The sequence below is a fragment of the Sphingomonas sp. DMC6 genome (assembly GCF_056314225.1).
This window is the reverse complement of record NZ_JBQUYT010000001.1, coordinates 820,187-839,462: the sequence shown is the minus strand read 5'-3', so window position 1 is coordinate 839,462 and position 19,276 is coordinate 820,187. Positions and strand designations below refer to the sequence as shown.

The following is a 19,276-nucleotide window of genomic DNA, read 5'->3' as shown; positions in this document are numbered from 1 at the left end:
CCAGCGGGGCCCTGTAATGAAAGCACGAACAGGCGGATTCTGCGCGTCATGCAGACGCGCAAGACCCGCCATCAATTCTATCTTCCCGACGAACTGTCGGCGAAGCTCGACGCGATGGCCGCGCAGCCGGGATCGTCGAAGACCGCGATTCTGACCGACGCGCTAACCGCCTGGTTCGATCGCCGTGCCGGCCATGAACTCGACCAGCGCTTCGGTGCGCGGCTCGACCGTCAGAACCGCGCCGCCGACCGGATGGAGCAGAAGCTCGACCATCTGACCGAAGCGCTCGGGCTCTTCGTCCGCCACCAGCTCACGCTTACGGCGCACCAGCCGGCCTTCGACACCGAGACGCAGCGGCTCGGGCGGCTTCGCTACGACGCCTTCGTCGAACTCGTCGGCCGTGCAATCGCCCGGGGGGACACGAACAACCGCATCGCCAACCGTCAATCCCCAGAAATGGGGAGGGACAAATGAAGGAGCGTGCCATGCGTCCTACGTTGAGCAAGCCGAATACCGATCTGTCGCCCATCACGCTGCGGATTACCGACGCGTGCCGTGTCACGGGCATCGGCCGGTCGAAGTTCTACGAGCTGATCAAGGCCGGTGAGATCGGGGTGATCAAGGTGGGGGCAATCACCCTTGTGCCGATGACCAGCATCGATGCGTTGCTTCAGCGTGGCCGCCTGATCGCGGGCGATGGCGCCAGGCTTCCCTTAGCCGAGGTCATGCATCCGTTTCTGGCCAAGGCCATATTGACGGCGAGCCTTGCTTCGACCCCTGAGGCAGTTCGCCGCGATCTTTCGTCTGCGGACGAGGGTAGGCGAGGGAAAGCTGAAGACGGCGTTGTAGAGCGTATGATTTTGGCGCTCTATGATCGAAACGACGGGGCCGGCGTGGATCGTTCATCCCCCCTCACGCCCTCTCGCTGACATAGCTTTGGCTCCGGCCTCTGCTATGGAACATTCCTAAAGCTGATCTGGAAGACAAGACCCAATTTGGGGACATTCCTGCCGGTTCCACATGACGGGTGGAACGACAGGTCCTGTAAGGAGCCGACATTCAGTGGCTTCCCGGCAGGTATCGCACAATGACGGGATTGGGCTGGTTGCTGTCAGGCAGATCTTGGCCAAAAACCGTGCAAAGCTGTCGTCAGGCAATCGACTCTCAACTGTCCGTACCGCACCATATTCCATGCATCTCGCGCTAGAATGCCGCGCGCGTGACATGATCCTGGCGATCACGAATATCATTCATGATTTGTTCGAAGGCCCATCGGTGGTGCATAGTGGGCATAGTGGCGATTCTAATCAGCAGTCATTTCTTGGTCCAAACTGGCTCATGCGACTTGGTTTGGATGGCGGCATCGCCACATGTCACCGCAGGGGCGGTCGACGCGGCCGATGACATTTGGGGGACACGATGGCGACGAAGGCCACATCGATTGCGAAGAACTACCTTGAGTCACTCGTCGAGGAGCTGGAAATCAGCGATGCTCGCTACGAGCAAGTGGAGAGGAGATACAACTCGCTCGGCGACTGGCTGAACCGGGACGCATCCACGATCAAGGAGTACGGGCCTGCGGTCTACGTGCAGGGTTCGTTCGGACTGGGAACCGTCATCAAGCCGCTGCACGCCGACGCCGATTACGACATCGATGTCGTGTGCGAACTGAAGTATTTGAAGAAGGCCCGATTATCGCAGGCTACCCTCAAGGAAATGGTCGGCGACGAGGTGGAGAGCTACCGGCGCGCGCACGCCATGTCGAAGCCGCTACGCGAGGGCCGTCGGTGCTGGACGCTGTATTATTCCGACGGTGCCCAATTTCATATGGACGTCGTTCCCGCTCTACCAAACGGTCGCGACGTGCAACTTCTGCTCGAAAGCCGGGGCCTTGAAGCCAGCCGAGCCGGAACGGTGATAGCCATCACCGACAACGAACGTCTGGACTACTCCCAGATCACGGAAGACTGGCCGCGATCGAACCCGAAGGGCTACGTCGCTTGGTTCAAGGAGCGCATGCGGGTTCAGCTAGAACTGCGCAAGCGGGCTTTGGCGGAAGCGGTGAACGCCAGCGTCGAGGAGATCCCAGACTATAAGGTCCGCACGCCGCTGCAGTCGTCAATCATGATCCTGAAACGGCACCGCGACATCATGTATGTGAAGGATGAGATCAACTGCTGCCCGATCTCGATCATCATCACGACGCTGGCCGCTCATGCCTACCAAGGCGAGGCGGAGATCGCCGACGCGCTGCTGTCGATCCTGACCGGGATGGAGGACTACATCCAGCACGACGCGAACGGGCGTGCCGTGATCGCTAATCCGAGCGATCCGTTTGAGAACTTCGCCGACAAGTGGGCGGAATTCCCCGAGCGCGAGGATGCATTCTATCGGTGGTTGAATCAGGCCCGCCGTGACTTCGCAGAGGCCGCCGGGCTCGCCGACAGGCACGCAATCGCAGCGACGCTGTCCGAGCACATCGGCGAGGAGATGGCGAAGCGCGCGTCGGATCGCGCGTCGACCAAGCCTTCGGGCATGTTGCGCGAGGCGACCAGCGCTGCCGCGGGGGCGGCCTCGGCTCCATCGTTTGGCAACACCGCCCGCACGCCGACCAAGCCGAAGGGGTTCGCGTGATCTGGTGGACGGAGGATCCGTCCAGGTTCCGCGCCGAGCGGGAGGCGATTGCAGAACTGGCCGATGACGCGGACTGGATGACCGAGCCGCGCTGGCGGTTAAACGAAAGCTATCAGTTCGTGGCCGACTTCGAGATCGTCCGCCTCGGGCGAGCAGAATCGCTCAGCATCGTCTATCCCAGCTTCTTCCCGGCGGTCCCGCCGCAGGTCGTGCCGCGCGAGGAGATCAGAATCTCGGGCCACCAGTATGGTGCCGGCGGCGAACTGTGTCTCGAGTACCGGACCGACAATTGGGAGCCGCACTTCACCGGCGCCATGATGATCCAGAGCGCCCACCGCCTGCTCGCCGGTGAGACGCCGTCTGACGGTGAGCGCGCCGAAGTCGCCAGCGCGCATCAGCGCAGCATTGCCCAGGAGGTGCGTGGCTCGACCCTCCGACTGGTGGTAGGTCCGCCCTTGATAGAGGTGCTGTCCTCCATGCCGGTGGCGCGCGTTGTCCCGCTCCTCATAGATGAGCACTATTATGGCAAAAACTGGCTTGCGCACGTGCGACGGCTCGGCGCGGAGGATACGCCGATCTGGGCGGCCGTGCCGCCGCTGGCCGATCCTCGTTCGCGCGAGGGATACGCGATCCGCATACCGGACGAGGCGAGCGTTCCGTTTAAGGCGACATACGAATTCGTCGGGGACGTGCTGACGTCCATCGAGCATGCGCCTGCACTCGAACGGTTGGAGGCCGCCCCGGACGAGACGCCATTGCTTTTGGTCCATCGTGGCGTGGCGCGTCTCTACTCCCTTTCGCCTGGAACAGGCAGTCGGCGCGTCTACGAATACAGGACGGTGCTGACTCCGGCTGATGAAAGCCGGCTTTCGGCCGGACACGCGGACCTACCCGCCCGGTCGGTCGCCATCGTCGGTTGCGGATCGGTCGGGTCGAAGGTCGCCGCCACTCTGGCCCGGGCCGGGGTCGGGACAATGGTGCTCGTCGACGGCGACCTCATGTTTTCGGGGAACCTCGTCCGCAACGAGCTTGATGGGCGGTCCGTTGGGATGGACAAGCCGTTGGCGCTGGCGGCTCGGCTGAGTGAGATCAATCCCGCGATCAAAACGGTGGCCAGGCGGCTGCTGTTGGGCGGTCAGGAAAGTTCTGGATTGACGGACCTAGCGCTGCAGCGGATTGGACGGTGCGACCTCATCATCGACGCGACGGCCGACGCGCAGATATTCAATCTCTGTGGCAAGGTCGCTCGGGCTGAGAAGAAACCACTGGTCTGGGGCGAGGTGTTCGCCGGCGGGATCGGCGGGCTGGTCGGCAGGTGCCGGCCCGACCTCGACCCGCCGCCCCATGCGGCACGGCGTCAGATCCTCCGGTGGTGCGATGACAACGACATTCCGTGGACAGGGACGGATACGGGCCAATACGAACTGCGGATCGACGCTGAGAAGCCGCCGCTGATCGCTGACGATGCCGACGTCTCTGTAATCGCCGGGCACGTAAGCCGCATGGCCATCGACCTGCTGAAGGGGGCGGACACAATATTCCCGAACTCCGCCTATGCGATCGGGCTGGACCGCGCCTGGATCTTCGCGGCGCCGTTCGACGCCTACCCGATCGACCTCGTCATGGAGGGCAGCTGGGGAACCCAGATAGACGCGAGCGCGGCCGAAGCGCTTGGCGCGATCGTGAAGGAGTTCTTCCCGAAGCGCACGGAGGTCGAGGGTGAGGGTTGAGTTCCCCAAGGCGCTGCGGGCACGGATGCGCAAGGCTCTGTCGCGTGCTGGGCGTCGCGAGATCGGCGGCGTACTGATGGCGGAGCAGATTGAAGCCGGTCGCTTTCGAATCGTCGAATTCAGCTTGGATGCCGAGGCCGGTGGCGCCGCGCACTTCGTTCGATCGGTAGAGCACCATCATGCAGCACTTAGCGAATTCTTCGAGAGGACCGGATCTGATTTCAGCAGGTTCAACTATCTCGGCGAATGGCATTCGCATCCGAATCATCTGCCGATTCCTAGCACGACGGACGTGATGTCGATGGCGAGCCTCGTCGAAGGCGAACGTGACATTCCGTTCGCCTTGCTGTTGATCGTGCGCGCGACATGGTGGCGGGGGATGGCGATGTCGGCCACGCTGTTCCAGCAAGGGCGGCCGCCGGCACCGGCCGAGATCGTAACCGGGAAAGGCGCGCGCGCGTGAGAAAGCACTTTGATCACTTCCTGACTTCGCTGATCGACTTTTTCTTCCGGCGGCAGATGCCGGGGCTCAAGCTCGTTGTGTTAGGGGGTGGAATCATCGCGATCGCGTTCGGCGGGTTCGCGTTCACTGCCGTGGTCCCTCTGAAAAACGGCCCGGCGAAGTTCACCATCGACACGGGGGCAGGCACACCCGCTCTGCTGCTGTCGCTTCTAACCGTCCTCGGACTACTGCTCATCGGCTGCGGCTTGGTTTGGGTTGTATACGACCTGCGTCGCGAGGCCCGTAAGCAGGTGCTCGCCGTGGAGCTGCGCGGACTGCGCGACACGAGTGGACAGCCGCTCGGCGCGGCAGTGCCCAAGTCGCTGGAGGGGAGGCGCGTGTCTTTGCTGGTCGACATCCGGCAGGGCACGGATGGGACTATCACGATGCCGGATGTCGCGCTCAAGAAGCTCGAGAGCCTTCCGCACATGCTCCACCAGAGTTCGGCCAGTCGCGACCGGCAGGACCTATCGATCGCAGCCGCGGGACTGGCGCCCGTGTCCTTCATGTTCCTGATGGGCGTGCTTCTCGACGACGAGGACCGTGTGACGCTGTTTGATTGGGATCGGTTGCGCGAAGGTTGGCGCGCGTTGAACGAGGCGGACGACGGCGAACGGCTGGACGTGACCGGCCTAGATTCGGTCGGCGATGCGACAGAAGCGGTCGTCGTAGTGTCGGTGTCCTACCCAGAGGATCGGGAAGCAATCGCCCGCCGCTTTCCGGGTCTGCCAGTGGTCAGGCTCGGCCTTGCCGCGCCGGTGACAGATCATCACTGGTCGGTCGAGAAGCAGGCCGCGTGGGCCAAGCAATTCTTCGACGTCGCCCGTCAGCTGTGCGCCACGAAGGTCCAGCGCGTCCACGCTATCCTCGCGGTTCCCGCCAGCGTGGCCCTCTCGCTTGGGCGTGCTTACGACAAGCGCAACGTCGCGCCGCTGACGGTCTATCAGTACGAAAAGGGTGACCCGCTGGGCTACCCGTGGGGCATCGAGATGCCGGTGGCCAACGCGGCCGAGGCGAAGGTGGCCAAGATGAAAGTCGTCGATGGCTAGGTCTGGTCGATCCGGACGCGGCTCAGGGTGAGCCGCGCGATGCACCAGTCGTGGTCCGGCCTAACGTTGTCGAAGGGGCAGTGGCCGTACCGCTGGACGCGGCATCGGCGGAGGGCAACGGCAGCTTTCGGGACGACCTGTCGATCGCGATGGCGACAGGGAATGGGGCGTTTTGCTCGCAAGCTGCCGGAAGCGCGATCGACCTGTCTTGGGACTTTCCCGACGTTCCGGACAGCGGCCGCAAACGACGGTTTGCGATCGAAGCCGACATTACGCATTGGTCGCGCGAGCTGTAAAGCGCCCGTAGGATCATGCACGTGATGACTGCAAGGCATGTGCGGCATCAATCCCCGCGCTTCATCGCCGTCTCAGATTATTCTCCGAGTTGATCAAACATGGCACGGACGTATTTGGCACTCTTGGCGCGAAAGTAGAGTTCCGACCCTCTCATCGAAGACTGAACCCCGACGAACTTGACACATTGATCCGGCGTCCAGACACTTACAGCTTCTGGCTCTCGGTATTCCCAGATCGGTCCGCCGCTGCAGCCACGGAGGTGCGGAATGATGCTTCGCTCACCTTCCGGTGTGTGGCCGGTCGGTTCATAACGGAAAAAGATATCGAGATCGGCGTCGACCGGTTTATCGGCGGCTGAGGGGACTTCCGGCAATCTCCAAGTTTGAAGAAACAACAGCGAGCTACCGATGTCATTACCCATCTTTTGAGTGTTTTCTGATGGATAGCCTGTGAGAACGAAAGCTCCGTTGTCACTCGCCACCGCGGTATCAGCTATGGTAAGGATCCTCCAACTCCGACGGATCCGAGCTATGGATTCCAAGTTGAGAATCTCGACGAATGCAAGGTCGACTTCCGGACGATCCGGGATGTGAACGCAGTGGCGTCCGAGACCAAATAAGTCAGGCGTGTCGCGGCTCGGTAAGACCAGGCTATCTGAAGTCATACTTTCAAAAATATGTCTGGCGGTTACCAGCAAAAGGCGCCCATTATGATCGAACAACGTGCCAGTCCCCACTTGGTCGACCTGGTCGTCTGTGCATTCGTGTAGGACGGGTACCGTCATTCTCGCGGTAAAGCGCTCAATCGCGCGCATGGCTTCTACGTCTATTTCGGGCATAGTTTCTATAGGTTTTAACACCGAGACAATCTTTCACGATAGTAGACGGCGATTTCCGAGGACGGGCTGGAGATTAGCTGTTGAACGAACACACCGATCGCGCCTGCGGTGACTGCATCTCGAGTAAGTTTCTGTGTTGAACTATACTTATGATGGAGATAACAAATAATTTTAAAGCAGAACTGAGCATACAAATGACCGAAAGATAAACGGGGCAGGTGATCGCGCTTTAAAGGAACACCACTAACGCGGTCCCGCGGGTTGCCACTGTTTGCCTTATAAACATCAGAAGAGAGGGACGGCTTCGATATCTTCGGTCGCGCTCCGTAGTTTCCATCAGATAGATACTTCGAAACTCTTCGGCGATCGATAACTTTACGCGCGACCAAATTCCCACAAATGTCGGCTAGCTGAGCCCACCAAACTGCGGAACAAAATTCGTCGACAAGCTCGGATACGGTCTGCTCGATGTCAAAATTGTGATCACACAGCGGGCAGGTACTGTAAAATATCTCGTGCAAATGTTGCCGGTCGAAAATATCATTTTCGTAGCTGTATCCAAATGTATACAGGACGCTGTCCCTATTGACCATTCTATCAAGAATGCCGTCATAATCACGGTCTATGGCACAAATAACCACCGTGCTTCCTACAGATTGTTGAGCCAATTGGAGTACATTATCCTTACTACCGCGAGGAAGTATCTTCAATTTCAATTCAGGTCGCAGCACATAGAAGACGCGGCGCCAAAACAGACCGTCGAACGATTCGACAGCCCCCTTATCGTCTCTGCCTCCTTCCACGTATAGAATTCGATCTACCCCATAAAACAACGCGCGGTTATTTCTGCCGGAGGCGCTCCTGTCGAAGCTCTTCACTTAAATGACTTTCTCTAGATCAATGGTGTTGCTGCCATACGCTCCGACTACGTCTGGAGAGTGGGTCGCAAATATGATCTGAGCGTTCGGATTTATCAGTCGTAGACTCGGGACAAGCCGCTCCTGCCAGTCGATGTGCAGTGAGAGCTCCGGCTCATCAGCCATGAACACGCATTCCCGTTGACGCTGCAGTAGCGTCTCACCTAGCAAGATGAAGAGTTGCTTTTCACCCGATGATAGAAGTTGAATATCGATTGGAAGGCCGTCGGGGCTGTGAAAAACGGGCTGATTGCCCGGATTGATCGATAATGATTTGCGATAAAACATGTCGTTGACAATTTTAACGAAATCATCCTTTGGCGCATAGATAGCTGCGCGCTTTTCAAGAAGCTTGTGCCACTCGCCGACTGCGTCATGAATCCTTACTGTGTCATTCAACACCAGAAAGTCATCAGCATCCATTGACTGGTGCGGTTTATAATCTGCGAGCGCTTTCTCCATCCTAGCGGAAAACGTATCTAACTTTTTACTGTAAACGCTGGATTTTATGTTGAATTCGGCGAACATCCCGCGAATGGCCGCTTTCTCATCATCCGCATTGACCGACTTCAAATTAGAAATCTTTTCGAGACCTGCGGGAGATATCAAGGATAGGAGATATACCTGCTGAAAACGATCTGTCTCTTCCGCAGCTAGCTTGTCCAAAGTAGAGAAATAGGCGCCAAAGTCACGCGCGACTTGGTCCAGCTTCCTGTCGACTGGCGACTCAAATTTTCGTTCGCCCTCTCGCGGCGAATCCGTGGTTGCCCGATGTACAGAGATCCAGCTTAGCCGAACCATCTGATGTATGGTACTTCTGAGCGTATGGGAATGCGTCTCGTCTATGTACTGCCCGCGGCCAGATTCGTCATATCTGGAAAGATAAGCCCGCCTCCAGGGGGCGCGGTAACTATCGGTATCAAAGCGAAACTCCTGCGCTTCGCCACGGGAACTCTGTGCCATCCTATAAAAAATGTATGGAGTTTCCTCGTCGTCGGATCCTCGTTCAATCCGAAGATAAGGCCGAGCACGCTCCCCTTTCTTCGACAGCGTAAATGTAATCACCTTAAAGTCAGATCTAGCAAGACCCGGTACATCCACGGTAAGAGCGGAATTAAGTAGGTTCATCAGGCGCGTTTTCCCGGTGCCGTTTCGGCCGATGAAAAAATTAACGCCTGAATCCATTGGTAGTTTTATGGGAGATTGCTTGCCCTGAAATCCGGTAATTTCTATAGATGCTATCCGGTACAAGGCTTCCTCCAGCGGGCTCTTAGTCGCGTTGATTGTAGAACTTAGTTGCAACCCAAGTAGCGTCGTCGATCTCACCAACGGGACGCATAGTTGACCAGATGAGTAAGGCATCTGCTTGGCAGCGGCTAGAGCTAACGTCGATATTGGTTTCTGCCAAGGCTTGCGCGACGCGAAGCACTTTTCGGCTCTGTCAGGCCGGCGTCCCGGTGATGCTCTCATAAGGGCAACTTGTTCGCGGTCACGATGAAGTAGGTGGGGCGCAGCCAGTGACAAGCTGCTGCGGAAGGCGCTACGGGCGGTTTCCGAAGAGAGCGTTGATCACGCAAACGGCCGGAATTGAGCAGAAGCTGCCGTTCATGGTTCGACTACCGAACGACCGCCTCTGGCCGACTGCGGTCGTAAGCAGAATCGGCGCATCCTGGGACGAAGCCGCCGTTCCCATCCTTCCGGTTAAGCGTCACCTTTCGCCAAGAGCCGACGTGGAGCGCTTATCCCCGGAGCGTGCGTTTAGGTCTGAAGTCGGGTGGGTGCGCTAGACTTCGGTGGATGGACGTGTGGCGGCGTCATGCTCGAATGCGATGATCTTCACTGCGCTACGGCGACGAAACAGCCTTGCGACCGCGCGAGCTCCCGTTCGCGTCCAACGGACAAGAGGACCGTGCAGAAGCTTGTCGCGTTCGTACCGAAAATGCAGTGCAGCTTCCCAGACATACCGGATTGATGAATGCACGTTTGAGGCAGGCTCGATCCGCCGGTTGCGTAGCGTGGTCTCGATGTCTCCCAACGCCAACGGCAGAGCCATAATCCATTCGACGACGCCGACCGCAGCGGCATCATTGAGCGACAGGGTTTGGATCCCTGCTATCGCTCTACGGACAATCGACAGCCCAATCTCGATCTGACCGCCCGATGTTTCGCGGAAGTCGTCATCCGTGCTGTCATCATAGATCGGCACGGCCTCGATTGGCTCAACTAGCCCGATGAGGAAGGTCAATATGCCGATGGCCTTTGCGCGTTCGGCCCGACCAGCGCGGGTGGACTGGATGATAACGAACCAGAGCGCGCCGACGGTACCGATCGCCGCAAGTGCGTCCCAGTTGAACCAGCTCGTCATATCGGAGAGGAACGACCAGATCGGGCGGAGCCATTCGGGCGGATGTTTCACCAGCCAAGGCTCCAGAAGCGTCGCCATGTTTCAGTCATGCCACGCTATTCCTGCTGTTGTCCGAGTTCATAGCGGGGCAGCCTGCGCTGGGCCGGTAGTTGCGGCGGGGAGGTCGATAAATTCCAGCCAGAGTGTGCGAGCATAATGTTCGCCGAAACGGCGCATCCGCCAGACCGCCGCGCAGAGCATCACCCCAAGGACGATCAAAAGCGTGGTTTGTCCGCGATGGGCAAAGATTGACCAGCCGAGCGCGAGTGTCGACGCAGCCACCAAGCCTCGAAAAAGCCCGTACGTACGGCTAAACGTATCGATGCGGGCAGATCTCCCGGCAGCCTGCACGCGCGTATAGGCACGTGCCGTGATGGCGCGGAAAACCGGATATGGAACGCTATCCAGTTTGGCGCTCTCGCCTTCCATGGCGACCAGCCTGGCGTCTAGAATCTTCCGTTGCGCCGGCGAGATCAGCCGCTGCTCGGCATCGCGGACATAGCTGCTCGGCAGGCCCCGAAACAACCAAACTGGAGCCTCGACTAGATTACCAAAAGCCTGGATCAGATGTCCAAGTACAAAGGCGACCATCACGAAAAGCCCCAAATCGCCGACGGTTAGTCCGTCACCATTCACGAATCTCTTGAACAGCGGAACCTCCGAGGCGAGCAGCAGCGCCACCAGCGTACCGGGTGTTATGATGCCAATGACCTCGTAGGGGTCGAAACTCTTGCTGGTTTCCATCTTGTCACTGACCGAGCGGCGCGAAGATGTTGCGCCGGATACCGGGTTTGGACGCCGCCAGTGCAGCGAGTGCCGATTGCCTGGATGGAGTTACGAGATAGCTGCTGTCGGCGGCGACATCGATCGTAATTGACCCGTCGCACCGCGTGGTCATCACCTTGCGGCGCGGCTGGCCGAAGAGACCTACCGGCTTCGACAGATCGGGGATGCCTATCGTTCGATTCGCGTACCAATCGCGAGTTTCCTGCGTACCGTGCTTCTTGGGCCCGTCGGAGAAGATCACCAACTCCGGCTTGCAGACGTTGAAGACTTCTTCGCAGCATCCATTCTCGCGGCCGTGATGCGATGCGACATAGACCTGCGTGGTTGCCAGTTTCGCAGCAAAGCCCGGCATGCGTAGCAGTTTGCGCCAGCCGGGTCGCTCAAGGTCGCCGCCGAACAAGATGGTGAAGCCGCCGAAGGACACAAACACCGCGAGGCTCAAATTGTTGGTGTCTCGAAAGTCGACACCGTAGCGGTTCCAATAGGCCTGCCACCTCACACCGCCTAGATCGTTCGACCAATCGCCGAGAAAACCTGCACCGTGCTGCTGAAAAATCTCAGTCGCCTTGGTGACTCCGCCCCTCATCCCGCCGAATGCCTTCATCGTCCGAAGCGCCTGTGCATCGACCGTTGGATTGCTAACGATGGCGCCGAGCGGGCAGTTGTTCCAAAGCGAGGAAAGATCCTCGCAATGATCCTCGTCGAGGTTCAGCAGCATCAACGTATCAATGCGCTCGCTGTGGTAGGCGATAGACGGGAACCAGGAGCGGTTGAGGCTGAGGCCGCAATCGAGCATTATCCGGTGGCCGGCCGGCCCGGTGACGACCGCGCAGCCGCCATGATCGACATCGTGAATCTGAATCCGCATGTGCCGCCCCGCATCTAGCGCTGTGCATCAACGTAACCTGTGGCGGTGCCGTCATGACACCTAATCCAGCCCCGCAACAATAAGGCGTGTTCCCGACTTGTTCAACCATCGTGGAAGGGCCGCATGGCGCGGGGATGGAAATTCGGCTATCGCCCCCGCATTGGCTATCGCCCGAATTTTCCAAGTCGACTTGATCTCACCCCGATTACTGACGCGCCCTGCCTTAGATCGAGCGGGAGCCGCGAGTGCGGAATAACAATTGCTTGCCGCTACCGCAGATGAAGCGAGCAGGGCAGCCAATGACCGCTTTCGGCCTGACCGGTCGTTCCCACCCGCTCATGGGAATGGCGTACTCTGGTCGAGGCTGTGTAGAAACGCTCCCGAGGTGGACGGCGCGCGGTGGGGCTCAGAAGGCCGCGATTACCGAATGCCAGGTCTTCGCGCCGGCTTTCAGGTGCGGATCGCTGCAATGAGCGGCCGAATGCCCATGATCTGGATCATTCGCTTCATATTGTAGGCCAGCACGCACAAACTCATCTCGGTTCTGACGTTGTTGAGCGTCTTGGTCAGAAAATGGGTGCTGCCCATCCAGGATTTGAGCGTGCCAAAGACATGCTCGACGGTCCGGCGACGGATGCCCATCGCATTGGGCAACAGGTCGAGCCGCCTTTGCATGGCATCGATGACCGCCTCATGCTTCCATCGTTTGACGAGCTTCACATATTCAGTGGTACAGCGCGGTCGCAGAATGCAGCTCTGGCAGGCGCTCAGGTTGCGGTAATGGTCGATGTCCCCATGATGATCGGACCGCGCACGCGCCTTGGTCAGATGCTCCCCAGCCGGGCAGGTATATCGATCGTGGTCGGCGTCGTACACGAAGTCGGCCTTGGTGAATAAACCGCGCTGCGCCTTGCCGGACGTGTCGGTTCTGGGCACGCAGGGCAAAATGCCGGTGCCTTCGCATTCCAGCACCTGTTCGCCGTTCATATAGCCGCGATCCGCCAACACGGTGATCTCGGGTGCGGCAATGGCAGCTTGCGCTTGCCGACCCATAAGCGCGAGTTGCGCCCGGTCATTGCCCTCGTTCACCACGTCGTGCGCGACAATGAGGTGGTGTTCGGCATCCACCGCTGCCTGCAGGTTGTAGCCGACAATGCCGGTACCGCGACCACTGCTGTTCATCGACCTGGCGTCCGGATCGGTCAGCGACACCTGATGATCGGACGCCGCTTCGACCTGTGCGGCCATTTCCTTCAGGAACCGCATCTGCCCGCGCAAGCCCGCGATCTTCTCGCGGATCTGTTCGACCCGCGCCTGCGGAACGTCGCTGGCCTCACGATCGGCGCGATCGAGCGCCGCAAGGTAGCGCTCGATGCTGGCCTCGACCTGCTCGATCCGCTTGGCCGCCTTGTGTTCTGTGTAGTTGCGGTCCCGGTTGTTCACCGCTTTGAATTTGCTGCCGTCGATCGCGACGGTCGCCTGTCCGAACAGGCTCAGCTGCCGGCACAGCACCACGAACTGGCTGCAGACCGCCCGGATCGCCGCACCATTGTCCCGTCGAAAATTGGCGATCGTCTTGAAGTCCGGTGCCAATCGACCCGTCAGCCACATCAGTTCGATATTGCGCTGAGCTTCGCGCTCGAGGCGCCGGCTCGACTGGATCCGGTTCAGATAGCCGTACAGGTAGATCTTGAGCATCGTCGAAGGATGATAGGCTGGGCGCCCGGTATGCGCCGGCGTCGCCCCGGTAAAGCCAAGTGCTATCAGATCCAGCTCGTCGATAAATGCCTCGACAACCCGAACCGGATTATCTTCGGCGACATAATCATCGAGCGAGGCCGGCAGCAGAAAATCCTGGCGACGGCCTTGTTCTTCCACGAAACGGCCCATCGACAAGCCTCCCGACATTCCGGAAAACTCTACCACGAAACAGCGTTTTTACACAGCCTCGGTCGAGAACTGCCGGAGCGATTCGCCCATTGATGGCTCGCGGCAACACGGCGAAACCACGGTGCCGGGTTGAGCCCAACCATGGGTAGCGGTCCAGCAAAGGACGCTCGCGTCCGCACAAGTATATTTGATGAATATTTGACACCGAGGACGTAGCAATGGGTAACCCATTGAAAACGTTGGTGACCCCTACGGGAATCGAACCCGTGTTTCAGCCGTGAAAGGGCCGCGTCCTAACCGCTAGACGAAGGGGCCATGCAACTGCGTGGAGCGGCCGGTTAGGAGATGTTTCGGCTGCGGTCAAGCACTCAATCTGCCCATGCGGCATCTTCGATGTGCAATTCTGCTGCAGGGCGGCTTCCCCAGTCGTCGATCTTGGCGCGTCCGGCCAGCCACAGCCGCCTGTGGGAAGGGGCGGAGAGCAGCGCCTGGCCGAGTTCGGTGTCGGCCTGGCGAAACGCTACCGCCTTGATTGCGCGGCCATCTTCACCCGCCACGATGGCGCGAACATGGCCGCCGGTGCCGACCAGATCGGCCTTGATGATTCGCACCGGGCCCGCAGCGATCCTGGGGGCAGGCCAGCCCATGCCATAGGGGCCGCCGGCTTCCATCGCCTGCACCAGTTGCGGGTTCACCCCGGCCGCGGACACCACGGCGTCGAGCAGCAGCGCCCGTTCGCCGCGGGCCTGCTCGATTCGCTCGGTCAAACGCTCTTCCAGAAAGGCTGCAAGCGCCTCGACCTGTTCTGCCGCCACGGTAACGCCGCATGCCATGGCGTGGCCGCCGCCGGCGATCAGCAGTCCGGCATCCTTCGCCGCCAGCACGGCCGCGCCCAGATCGACGCCGGGGATCGAGCGGCCTGACCCTTTGCCGATGCCGTCTTCCCCCAGTGCGATCACGATGGCCGGGCGGCCCAGCCGTTCCTTCAGGCGTCCGGCAACGATGCCGATAACGCCCGGGTGCCAGCCGTCGCCCGCGACCAGCGCGACGGCACGGTCGCCGCCCATCAGACACATCTGTTCGGCGGCGGCCTGCACCTCCGCCTCGATCGCGCGGCGTTCCTCGTTGAGTTGGCTGAGCTCCTCGGCGATCGCGCGCGCCTCGGCCGGGTCGCGGGTGGTAAGCAGCCGTACGCCGAGGTCGGAGCGCCCGACGCGGCCGCCGGCATTGATCCTGGGCCCCAGCGCAAAGCCGAGGTCGGTACAGGTCGGCGCGCGGGTGAGGCGCGAGGCTTCGATCAGCGCGTTGAGGCCGATATTGCGTCGCCCCGCCATCACCTTCAGCCCCTGGGCGACAAAGGCGCGGTTGAGGCCCTTCAGCGCCGCGACATCGGCGACGGTGCCGAGTGCGACAATGTCGAGCAGATCGAGCAGGCGGGGTTCCGCCCGGCCCGAGAAATAGCCGCGAGCGCGAAGTGTGCGGACCAGTGCCGCGCCGAGCAGGAAGGCGACCCCGACGGCTGCGAGGTGACCGTGCGCGGCGCCTTCATCCTCATCCAGCCGGTTCGGGTTCACCAGCGCATGGGCGACCGGCAATTCTGTCGCGCATTTGTGATGGTCGACGACGATCACGTCCGCATCTGCGGCCCGAGCCATTTCGAGCGCCTCGAACGCCTGGGCGCCGCAATCGACGGTTATGATCAGATCGGCGCCCTCGGTCTTCAGCCGCACCAGCGCCTCGCCCGAAGGGCCATAGCCTTCCATCAGCCGGTCGGGGATGTAGGAGCGGGCTTCGATACCCAGATCGCGCAGCAACAGGATCAGCAGTGCGGCAGAGGTGGCACCGTCAACATCATAGTCGCCGAATACCGCAATCTGCTGGCGCCCGACCACAGCATCTGCGAGCCGTCCGGCCGCCTTGTCCATGTCCCGGAAGATCGACGGGTCCGGCATGAAGGTGCGGATGCTGGGAGTGCGGTGCCGTTCCAGATCCTCGCGTTCGACGCCGCGAGTGAGCAGAAGCTGGGTAACGAGATCGTCCGGGGCGAAATTCGGATCGCGGGCATCCGCCGCCAGCCCGCGCCAGCGCCACGGCTGGCCCAGGATCGAGCGGTGAACATTCAGGGCTGAAGACATGGTCCGGATGTGCGCGGGGCAGGGCCCCGCGTCAATCGGCGTCGGCGTCCGCGTCGACTACGCCGGAGCGATAGGTGGTGATCGGCGCCTTAATCCAGGCTTCCTCCCGGAACCACTTGGTGATGATGTATTTGGTGCCTTCCACCACGCGCGTGCCTTCGTGCAGCGTGTCGTAATTGGGGCTGCCGTCGGCGCTCATATTGTTCCAGATCACCAGCGTCCGCCGCTTTGGTTTGAAGCGGATGCCGGCGCGCGGGAACCAGGTGGCGCCGCCTTCCTCGACGTCGTTCAGGAACGCCATGGCCGTCCAGGTGCGCTGGCCGCCGGTTTCCAGCATCTGCTGCCAATAGCCGCTATGTTCGTGGAAATAGTCGCAATGCGCGCGGAACTGCTGGTTGGGCGCATAGCGCTGCCCCTGCATCGTTTCCGCATGTTCGGGCGGGATGCCGAGCAGATGGGCGATGCGGTCGTCGATTGTCTTCACCTCGTCGGACCAGCGATAGAGGTCCGAACTGTCGCTGGTGCGATATTCGGGATCGTCGGTGGTGGCGAGCAGGGTTGAGGGGCGCGAATTAGAATCGATCAGCGCGATCAGCGTGTCGCATTCGGCATCGGTCAGGAAGTCGGGATAGGTATAGATCTGCGCCAGATCGACTTTGGCCCGCTTGACGTTCGGATTGGCGTCCAGCCGCGCCGCCACTTCGACGCCGATCTGCGCACGGCGCTGCGACGGTTGACCGGAGATATTGCCCTGGTTCTTGCTCACCCGCCGTCCATTGCCAAGGCGAAGGCCGATTGCAAGCCGGCGTTGCACGGATAAGGCCGGTGCCGCAGCACCGGCCTTTCCCGGAACTTACCAGAAAATGCCGTAGATTACGTCGACCACCTGGCCCGTCTCGATGTCGACGAGCAGCGCGTCGTCATAATAGCGGACCCAGCGATACGGCCCCCACACTTCGGGTAGGCGGTACGAATAGGGATCGCTGATCCAGTAGCTGGAACTGAACAGCACCGTGTTCAGCCGCACGCCGATCGAGAAGCGGCGATAGCCATAGCCCCAGCCATAGGGCGGGTAATAGCGCGGCAGACGGTACAGGCTGCGGTTATAGTCGCGATAGGCCCGCCAGTCATAGCGGCGGTCACTGCGCCAGCCATTGTCCCAGCGCCGGTTATTGCCCCAGCGGTCGCCGCCACGGTCCCAGCCATGGTCGCGATTCCAGTCGCGATCGCGGCCCCATTCGCGGCGCCAGTCCGGGCGCGGGCCGCCATCGGGGCGCAGGCCACCATCGGGACGGGGCCCCCGATTCCAGTTGCCGCCGCCCCATTGCTCGGGCCGCGCACCCGGTTGGGCCTGCGGCGGCTGCGGGCGGTCTTGGCCCCAGCCGGGGCGCGGGCCCCGATTCCAGTCGCGGCCGCCGCGCCACTGCTCCGGCTGCACCCCCAACTGGGGCGGCGGTGTCGGCGATTGGGGGCGATCCTGCCCCCAGCCGCGATTGGGCATCTGGGGCGGGGAAGGGCGATTCCAGCCCTGCGGCTGCTGGGGCGCGGGCGCGCCAGCGCCCTGGCCATTCCATGGACGCTGCGGCGGAGCCGGGCGGGACCAGCCGCCACGGTCGCGTTCGCCGCCATGATCCCGGTCCTGTGCCATTGCGGGGGGGACCAGGGCTGTCGCTGCAGCCAGTGCCGCCAGGAGCATCCTCTTCATTGTCTCAACTCTCCGTTCGCGCCGGCATAATGCCCCGCCAGTAAAACGGGTCTAGTCGAACGCGCGTGAGTCTGTGCTGAACTCCATCGACAGCCAATTGAAAGAATCACGTGGCGTTGTCGTCCTTGTCCTTATCTTCCTCTGGCGCCGTATCGGGCAGCGGCGCATCACCGCGGGCGATACGGGCGGCGTCCTGCACTGCAGCAACAAGTCGCGGATAAATGCCGCATCGGCACATATTCGGAATGGCATCCTTCACTTCTTGTTCCGAAGGATTGCGATTGTCGCGGATCAATATGGCGGCGGCCATCACCACGCCCGGAATGCAATAGCCGCACTGGACGATGTTCGCGGCGAGCAACGCCTGCTGCACGGGATGGCTGCGGTCGTGCGAAAGGCCCTCGATCGTCGTGACGAAGGTGCCTTCCAGCGCGCCGATCCGTTCCTGGCAGGCAAGCCGGGCGCTGCCGTCGACATCGACCGCGCAGGCGCCACAATCGCCGGTGCCGCAGCCATATTTGGTGCCGGTAAGGTTGGAGGCATCGCGCAGCGCCCATAGCAGCGGCGTCTGCGGGTCCATGCGGTAATGCACCGGCTGGTTGTTGACGGTGAAACGAGTCATGCCCCGATCCTAGCGGGAAACGGCATGTTTCCGAAACCGCCATTGCGCACGGCGCTTGCCGGCGCGACATCTCCGCCATGACACTCTCGGCTTTGTTCATTCCGCATGGCGGCGGCCCCTGCTTCTTCATGGATCCGCAGGGCGGTCCGCCCGATCCGATGTGGCGGCCGATGCAAGCCTATCTGGCCGGGCTGATCGACGCTCTGCCCGAGAGGCCGCGCGCGATCCTGCTGGTATCCGGCCATTGGGAGGCGCAGGAGGTGACGGTGCATGTCGGCACCGGTCAGCCGCTGCTGTTCGATTATTATGGCTTTCCCGACCATACCTATCACCTGTGCTGGGATGCGCCGGGTGCGCCCGAGGTGGCGCTGCGGGCCCAGGCGCTGCTCGACGCTGCCGGCTTCGCCACGGCCCGGGAGAATGAGCGCGGCTGGGACCATGGCGTCTTCATTCCCATGATGGTCGCGGTGCCGGGTGCCGACATCCCGCTGGCGCAATTGTCGCTGCGCAGCGATCTCGATCCGGAGGCCCATATCGCGATCGGCCGGGCGCTGGCGCCGCTGCGCGACGAAGGTGTGCTGATCGTCGGATCGGGCATGAGCTTCCACAATCTGCGGGCGCGTGGGCCGCAGGTTACGCCCTATGCCGATGTCTGGGACGCCGCGCTGGTCGATGCCGCTACCGACCCCGACCCGGTGCGTCGAGCGGCCCGGATCGCCGACTGGCGCAGCCTGCCCTATGCCGAGTTCGCGCATCCGCGTGAGGAGCATCTGTTGCCGCTGATGGTCGCGCTGGGCGCGGGCGGCGATGGGCCCGCCATCTGCGACTATCGCGACCATGTGATGGGTTGGGCCGTCAGCGGTTTCCGCTTCGGCTGAGGGCGCGGCGGCCGGGAAGGA

General features: G+C 61.2%; 19 protein-coding genes and 1 tRNA gene. 8 read left to right on the top strand and 12 right to left on the bottom strand.

Translation table 11 applies throughout. The annotated features are described in order from the left end of the window. Nucleotides 1-48: 48 nt before the first annotated feature. From ACT53M_RS03745 to ACT53M_RS03715, 7 genes are all read left to right on the top strand, one after another. A complete protein-coding gene (locus ACT53M_RS03745; protein WP_476231542.1) occupies nucleotides 49-474 on the top strand; it encodes a CopG family transcriptional regulator in 426 nt (141 codons plus the stop codon). After that, nucleotides 471-929 carry a helix-turn-helix domain-containing protein gene (locus tag ACT53M_RS03740; RefSeq protein ID WP_476231541.1) on the top strand — a complete coding sequence of 153 codons (459 nt, stop codon included), beginning with the start codon at nucleotides 471-473 and terminating at the stop codon, nucleotides 927-929. The genes ACT53M_RS03745 and ACT53M_RS03740 overlap by 4 nt, the downstream gene beginning before the upstream one ends. Before the next feature lie 490 nt (nucleotides 930-1,419). Further along, nucleotides 1,420-2,634, top strand: coding sequence for an SMODS domain-containing nucleotidyltransferase (locus tag ACT53M_RS03735; protein WP_476231540.1), 1,215 nt, complete (start codon nucleotides 1,420-1,422; stop codon nucleotides 2,632-2,634). Beyond that, nucleotides 2,631-4,364 carry a ThiF family adenylyltransferase gene (locus ACT53M_RS03730; RefSeq protein WP_476231539.1) on the top strand — a complete coding sequence of 578 codons (1,734 nt, stop codon included), beginning with the start codon at nucleotides 2,631-2,633 and terminating at the stop codon, nucleotides 4,362-4,364. The genes ACT53M_RS03735 and ACT53M_RS03730 overlap by 4 nt, the downstream gene beginning before the upstream one ends. Further along, nucleotides 4,354-4,827, top strand: coding sequence for a Mov34/MPN/PAD-1 family protein (locus tag ACT53M_RS03725; protein ID WP_476231538.1), 474 nt, complete (start codon nucleotides 4,354-4,356; stop codon nucleotides 4,825-4,827). The genes ACT53M_RS03730 and ACT53M_RS03725 overlap by 11 nt, the downstream gene beginning before the upstream one ends. Further along, a complete protein-coding gene (locus tag ACT53M_RS03720; protein ID WP_476231537.1) occupies nucleotides 4,824-5,915 on the top strand; it encodes an SAVED domain-containing protein in 1,092 nt (363 codons plus the stop codon). Before ACT53M_RS03725 ends, ACT53M_RS03720 begins: the two co-directional genes overlap by 4 nt. Nucleotides 5,916-5,995: 80 nt before the next feature. Then, nucleotides 5,996-6,211, top strand: a complete 216-nt coding sequence (locus ACT53M_RS03715; protein WP_476231536.1) for a hypothetical protein — start codon at nucleotides 5,996-5,998, stop codon at nucleotides 6,209-6,211. A gap of 77 nt (nucleotides 6,212-6,288) precedes the next feature. On the opposite strand, the gene ACT53M_RS03710 is transcribed toward ACT53M_RS03715, so the two are convergent. The 12 genes from ACT53M_RS03710 to ACT53M_RS03655 all read right to left on the bottom strand — a co-directional run bounded on the left by ACT53M_RS03710 (nucleotide 6,289) and on the right by ACT53M_RS03655 (nucleotide 18,377). Next, nucleotides 6,289-6,996 carry a serine protease family protein gene (locus tag ACT53M_RS03710; protein ID WP_476231535.1) on the bottom strand — a complete coding sequence of 236 codons (708 nt, stop codon included), beginning with the start codon at nucleotides 6,994-6,996 and terminating at the stop codon, nucleotides 6,289-6,291. 68 nt (nucleotides 6,997-7,064) lie between these two features. Beyond that, nucleotides 7,065-7,928 carry a DUF4435 domain-containing protein gene (locus tag ACT53M_RS03705; RefSeq protein WP_476231534.1) on the bottom strand — a complete coding sequence of 288 codons (864 nt, stop codon included), beginning with the start codon at nucleotides 7,926-7,928 and terminating at the stop codon, nucleotides 7,065-7,067. Beyond that, nucleotides 7,929-9,218, bottom strand: coding sequence for an AAA family ATPase (locus tag ACT53M_RS03700; RefSeq protein WP_476231533.1), 1,290 nt, complete (start codon nucleotides 9,216-9,218; stop codon nucleotides 7,929-7,931). A 532-nt stretch (nucleotides 9,219-9,750) separates the two neighbouring features. Next, a complete protein-coding gene (locus tag ACT53M_RS03695; protein ID WP_476231532.1) occupies nucleotides 9,751-10,410 on the bottom strand; it encodes a hypothetical protein in 660 nt (219 codons plus the stop codon). Between the two features lie 39 nt (nucleotides 10,411-10,449). After that, nucleotides 10,450-11,115, bottom strand: coding sequence for a hypothetical protein (locus ACT53M_RS03690; RefSeq protein WP_476231531.1), 666 nt, complete (start codon nucleotides 11,113-11,115; stop codon nucleotides 10,450-10,452). Nucleotides 11,116-11,119: 4 nt separating this feature from the next. Continuing rightward, a complete protein-coding gene (locus ACT53M_RS03685; RefSeq protein ID WP_476231530.1) occupies nucleotides 11,120-12,025 on the bottom strand; it encodes a ComEC/Rec2 family competence protein in 906 nt (301 codons plus the stop codon). A 450-nt stretch (nucleotides 12,026-12,475) separates the two neighbouring features. Next, the gene (locus ACT53M_RS03680) at nucleotides 12,476-13,915 is read right to left on the bottom strand and encodes an IS1182 family transposase (protein WP_476231529.1); all 1,440 of its coding nucleotides are present in this window, start codon (nucleotides 13,913-13,915) and stop codon (nucleotides 12,476-12,478) included. Nucleotides 13,916-14,155: 240 nt separating this feature from the next. Next, a tRNA-Glu gene (locus ACT53M_RS03675) sits at nucleotides 14,156-14,230 on the bottom strand. A gap of 53 nt (nucleotides 14,231-14,283) precedes the next feature. Next, entirely contained in the window at nucleotides 14,284-16,050 is a 1,767-nt protein-coding gene (recJ, locus tag ACT53M_RS03670; RefSeq protein ID WP_476231528.1) for a single-stranded-DNA-specific exonuclease RecJ, read from the bottom strand. Nucleotides 16,051-16,081: 31 nt separating this feature from the next. After that, nucleotides 16,082-16,816 (bottom strand): 2OG-Fe(II) oxygenase, encoded by a 735-nt coding sequence (locus tag ACT53M_RS03665; RefSeq protein ID WP_476231527.1) that lies wholly within the window; start codon nucleotides 16,814-16,816, stop codon nucleotides 16,082-16,084. Nucleotides 16,817-16,903: 87 nt separating this feature from the next. Further along, nucleotides 16,904-17,755, bottom strand: coding sequence for an RcnB family protein (locus ACT53M_RS03660; protein ID WP_476231526.1), 852 nt, complete (start codon nucleotides 17,753-17,755; stop codon nucleotides 16,904-16,906). Nucleotides 17,756-17,861: 106 nt separating this feature from the next. Next, entirely contained in the window at nucleotides 17,862-18,377 is a 516-nt protein-coding gene (locus ACT53M_RS03655; RefSeq protein ID WP_476231525.1) for a (2Fe-2S)-binding protein, read from the bottom strand. Between the two features lie 77 nt (nucleotides 18,378-18,454). Here ACT53M_RS03655 and ACT53M_RS03650 point away from each other — a divergent pair, with 77 nt between their 5' ends. After that, on the top strand, nucleotides 18,455-19,255 hold the full coding sequence (locus tag ACT53M_RS03650) for a DODA-type extradiol aromatic ring-opening family dioxygenase (protein WP_476231524.1): 801 nt from the start codon (nucleotides 18,455-18,457) through the stop codon (nucleotides 19,253-19,255). The last annotated feature ends 21 nt before the right edge of the window (nucleotides 19,256-19,276 follow it).

What these genes read in the sequence shown, in the direction of transcription:
- ACT53M_RS03745 (WP_476231542.1), top strand. Translation starts at nt 49, where the DNA reads ATGCAGACGCGCAAGACCCGCCATCAATTCTATCTTCCCGACGAACTG.
- ACT53M_RS03740 (WP_476231541.1), top strand. Translation starts at nt 471, where the DNA reads ATGAAGGAGCGTGCCATGCGTCCTACGTTGAGCAAGCCGAATACCGAT.
- ACT53M_RS03735 (WP_476231540.1), top strand. Translation starts at nt 1,420, where the DNA reads ATGGCGACGAAGGCCACATCGATTGCGAAGAACTACCTTGAGTCACTC.
- ACT53M_RS03710 (WP_476231535.1), bottom strand. Translation starts at nt 6,996, where the DNA reads ATGACGGTACCCGTCCTACACGAATGCACAGACGACCAGGTCGACCAA.
- ACT53M_RS03695 (WP_476231532.1), bottom strand. Translation starts at nt 10,410, where the DNA reads ATGGCGACGCTTCTGGAGCCTTGGCTGGTGAAACATCCGCCCGAATGG.
- ACT53M_RS03690 (WP_476231531.1), bottom strand. Translation starts at nt 11,115, where the DNA reads ATGGAAACCAGCAAGAGTTTCGACCCCTACGAGGTCATTGGCATCATA.
- ACT53M_RS03685 (WP_476231530.1), bottom strand. Translation starts at nt 12,025, where the DNA reads ATGCGGATTCAGATTCACGATGTCGATCATGGCGGCTGCGCGGTCGTC.
- ACT53M_RS03680 (WP_476231529.1), bottom strand. Translation starts at nt 13,915, where the DNA reads ATGGGCCGTTTCGTGGAAGAACAAGGCCGTCGCCAGGATTTTCTGCTG.
- recJ (WP_476231528.1), bottom strand. Translation starts at nt 16,050, where the DNA reads ATGTCTTCAGCCCTGAATGTTCACCGCTCGATCCTGGGCCAGCCGTGG.
- ACT53M_RS03660 (WP_476231526.1), bottom strand. Translation starts at nt 17,755, where the DNA reads ATGAAGAGGATGCTCCTGGCGGCACTGGCTGCAGCGACAGCCCTGGTC.
- ACT53M_RS03655 (WP_476231525.1), bottom strand. Translation starts at nt 18,377, where the DNA reads ATGACTCGTTTCACCGTCAACAACCAGCCGGTGCATTACCGCATGGAC.
- ACT53M_RS03650 (WP_476231524.1), top strand. Translation starts at nt 18,455, where the DNA reads ATGACACTCTCGGCTTTGTTCATTCCGCATGGCGGCGGCCCCTGCTTC.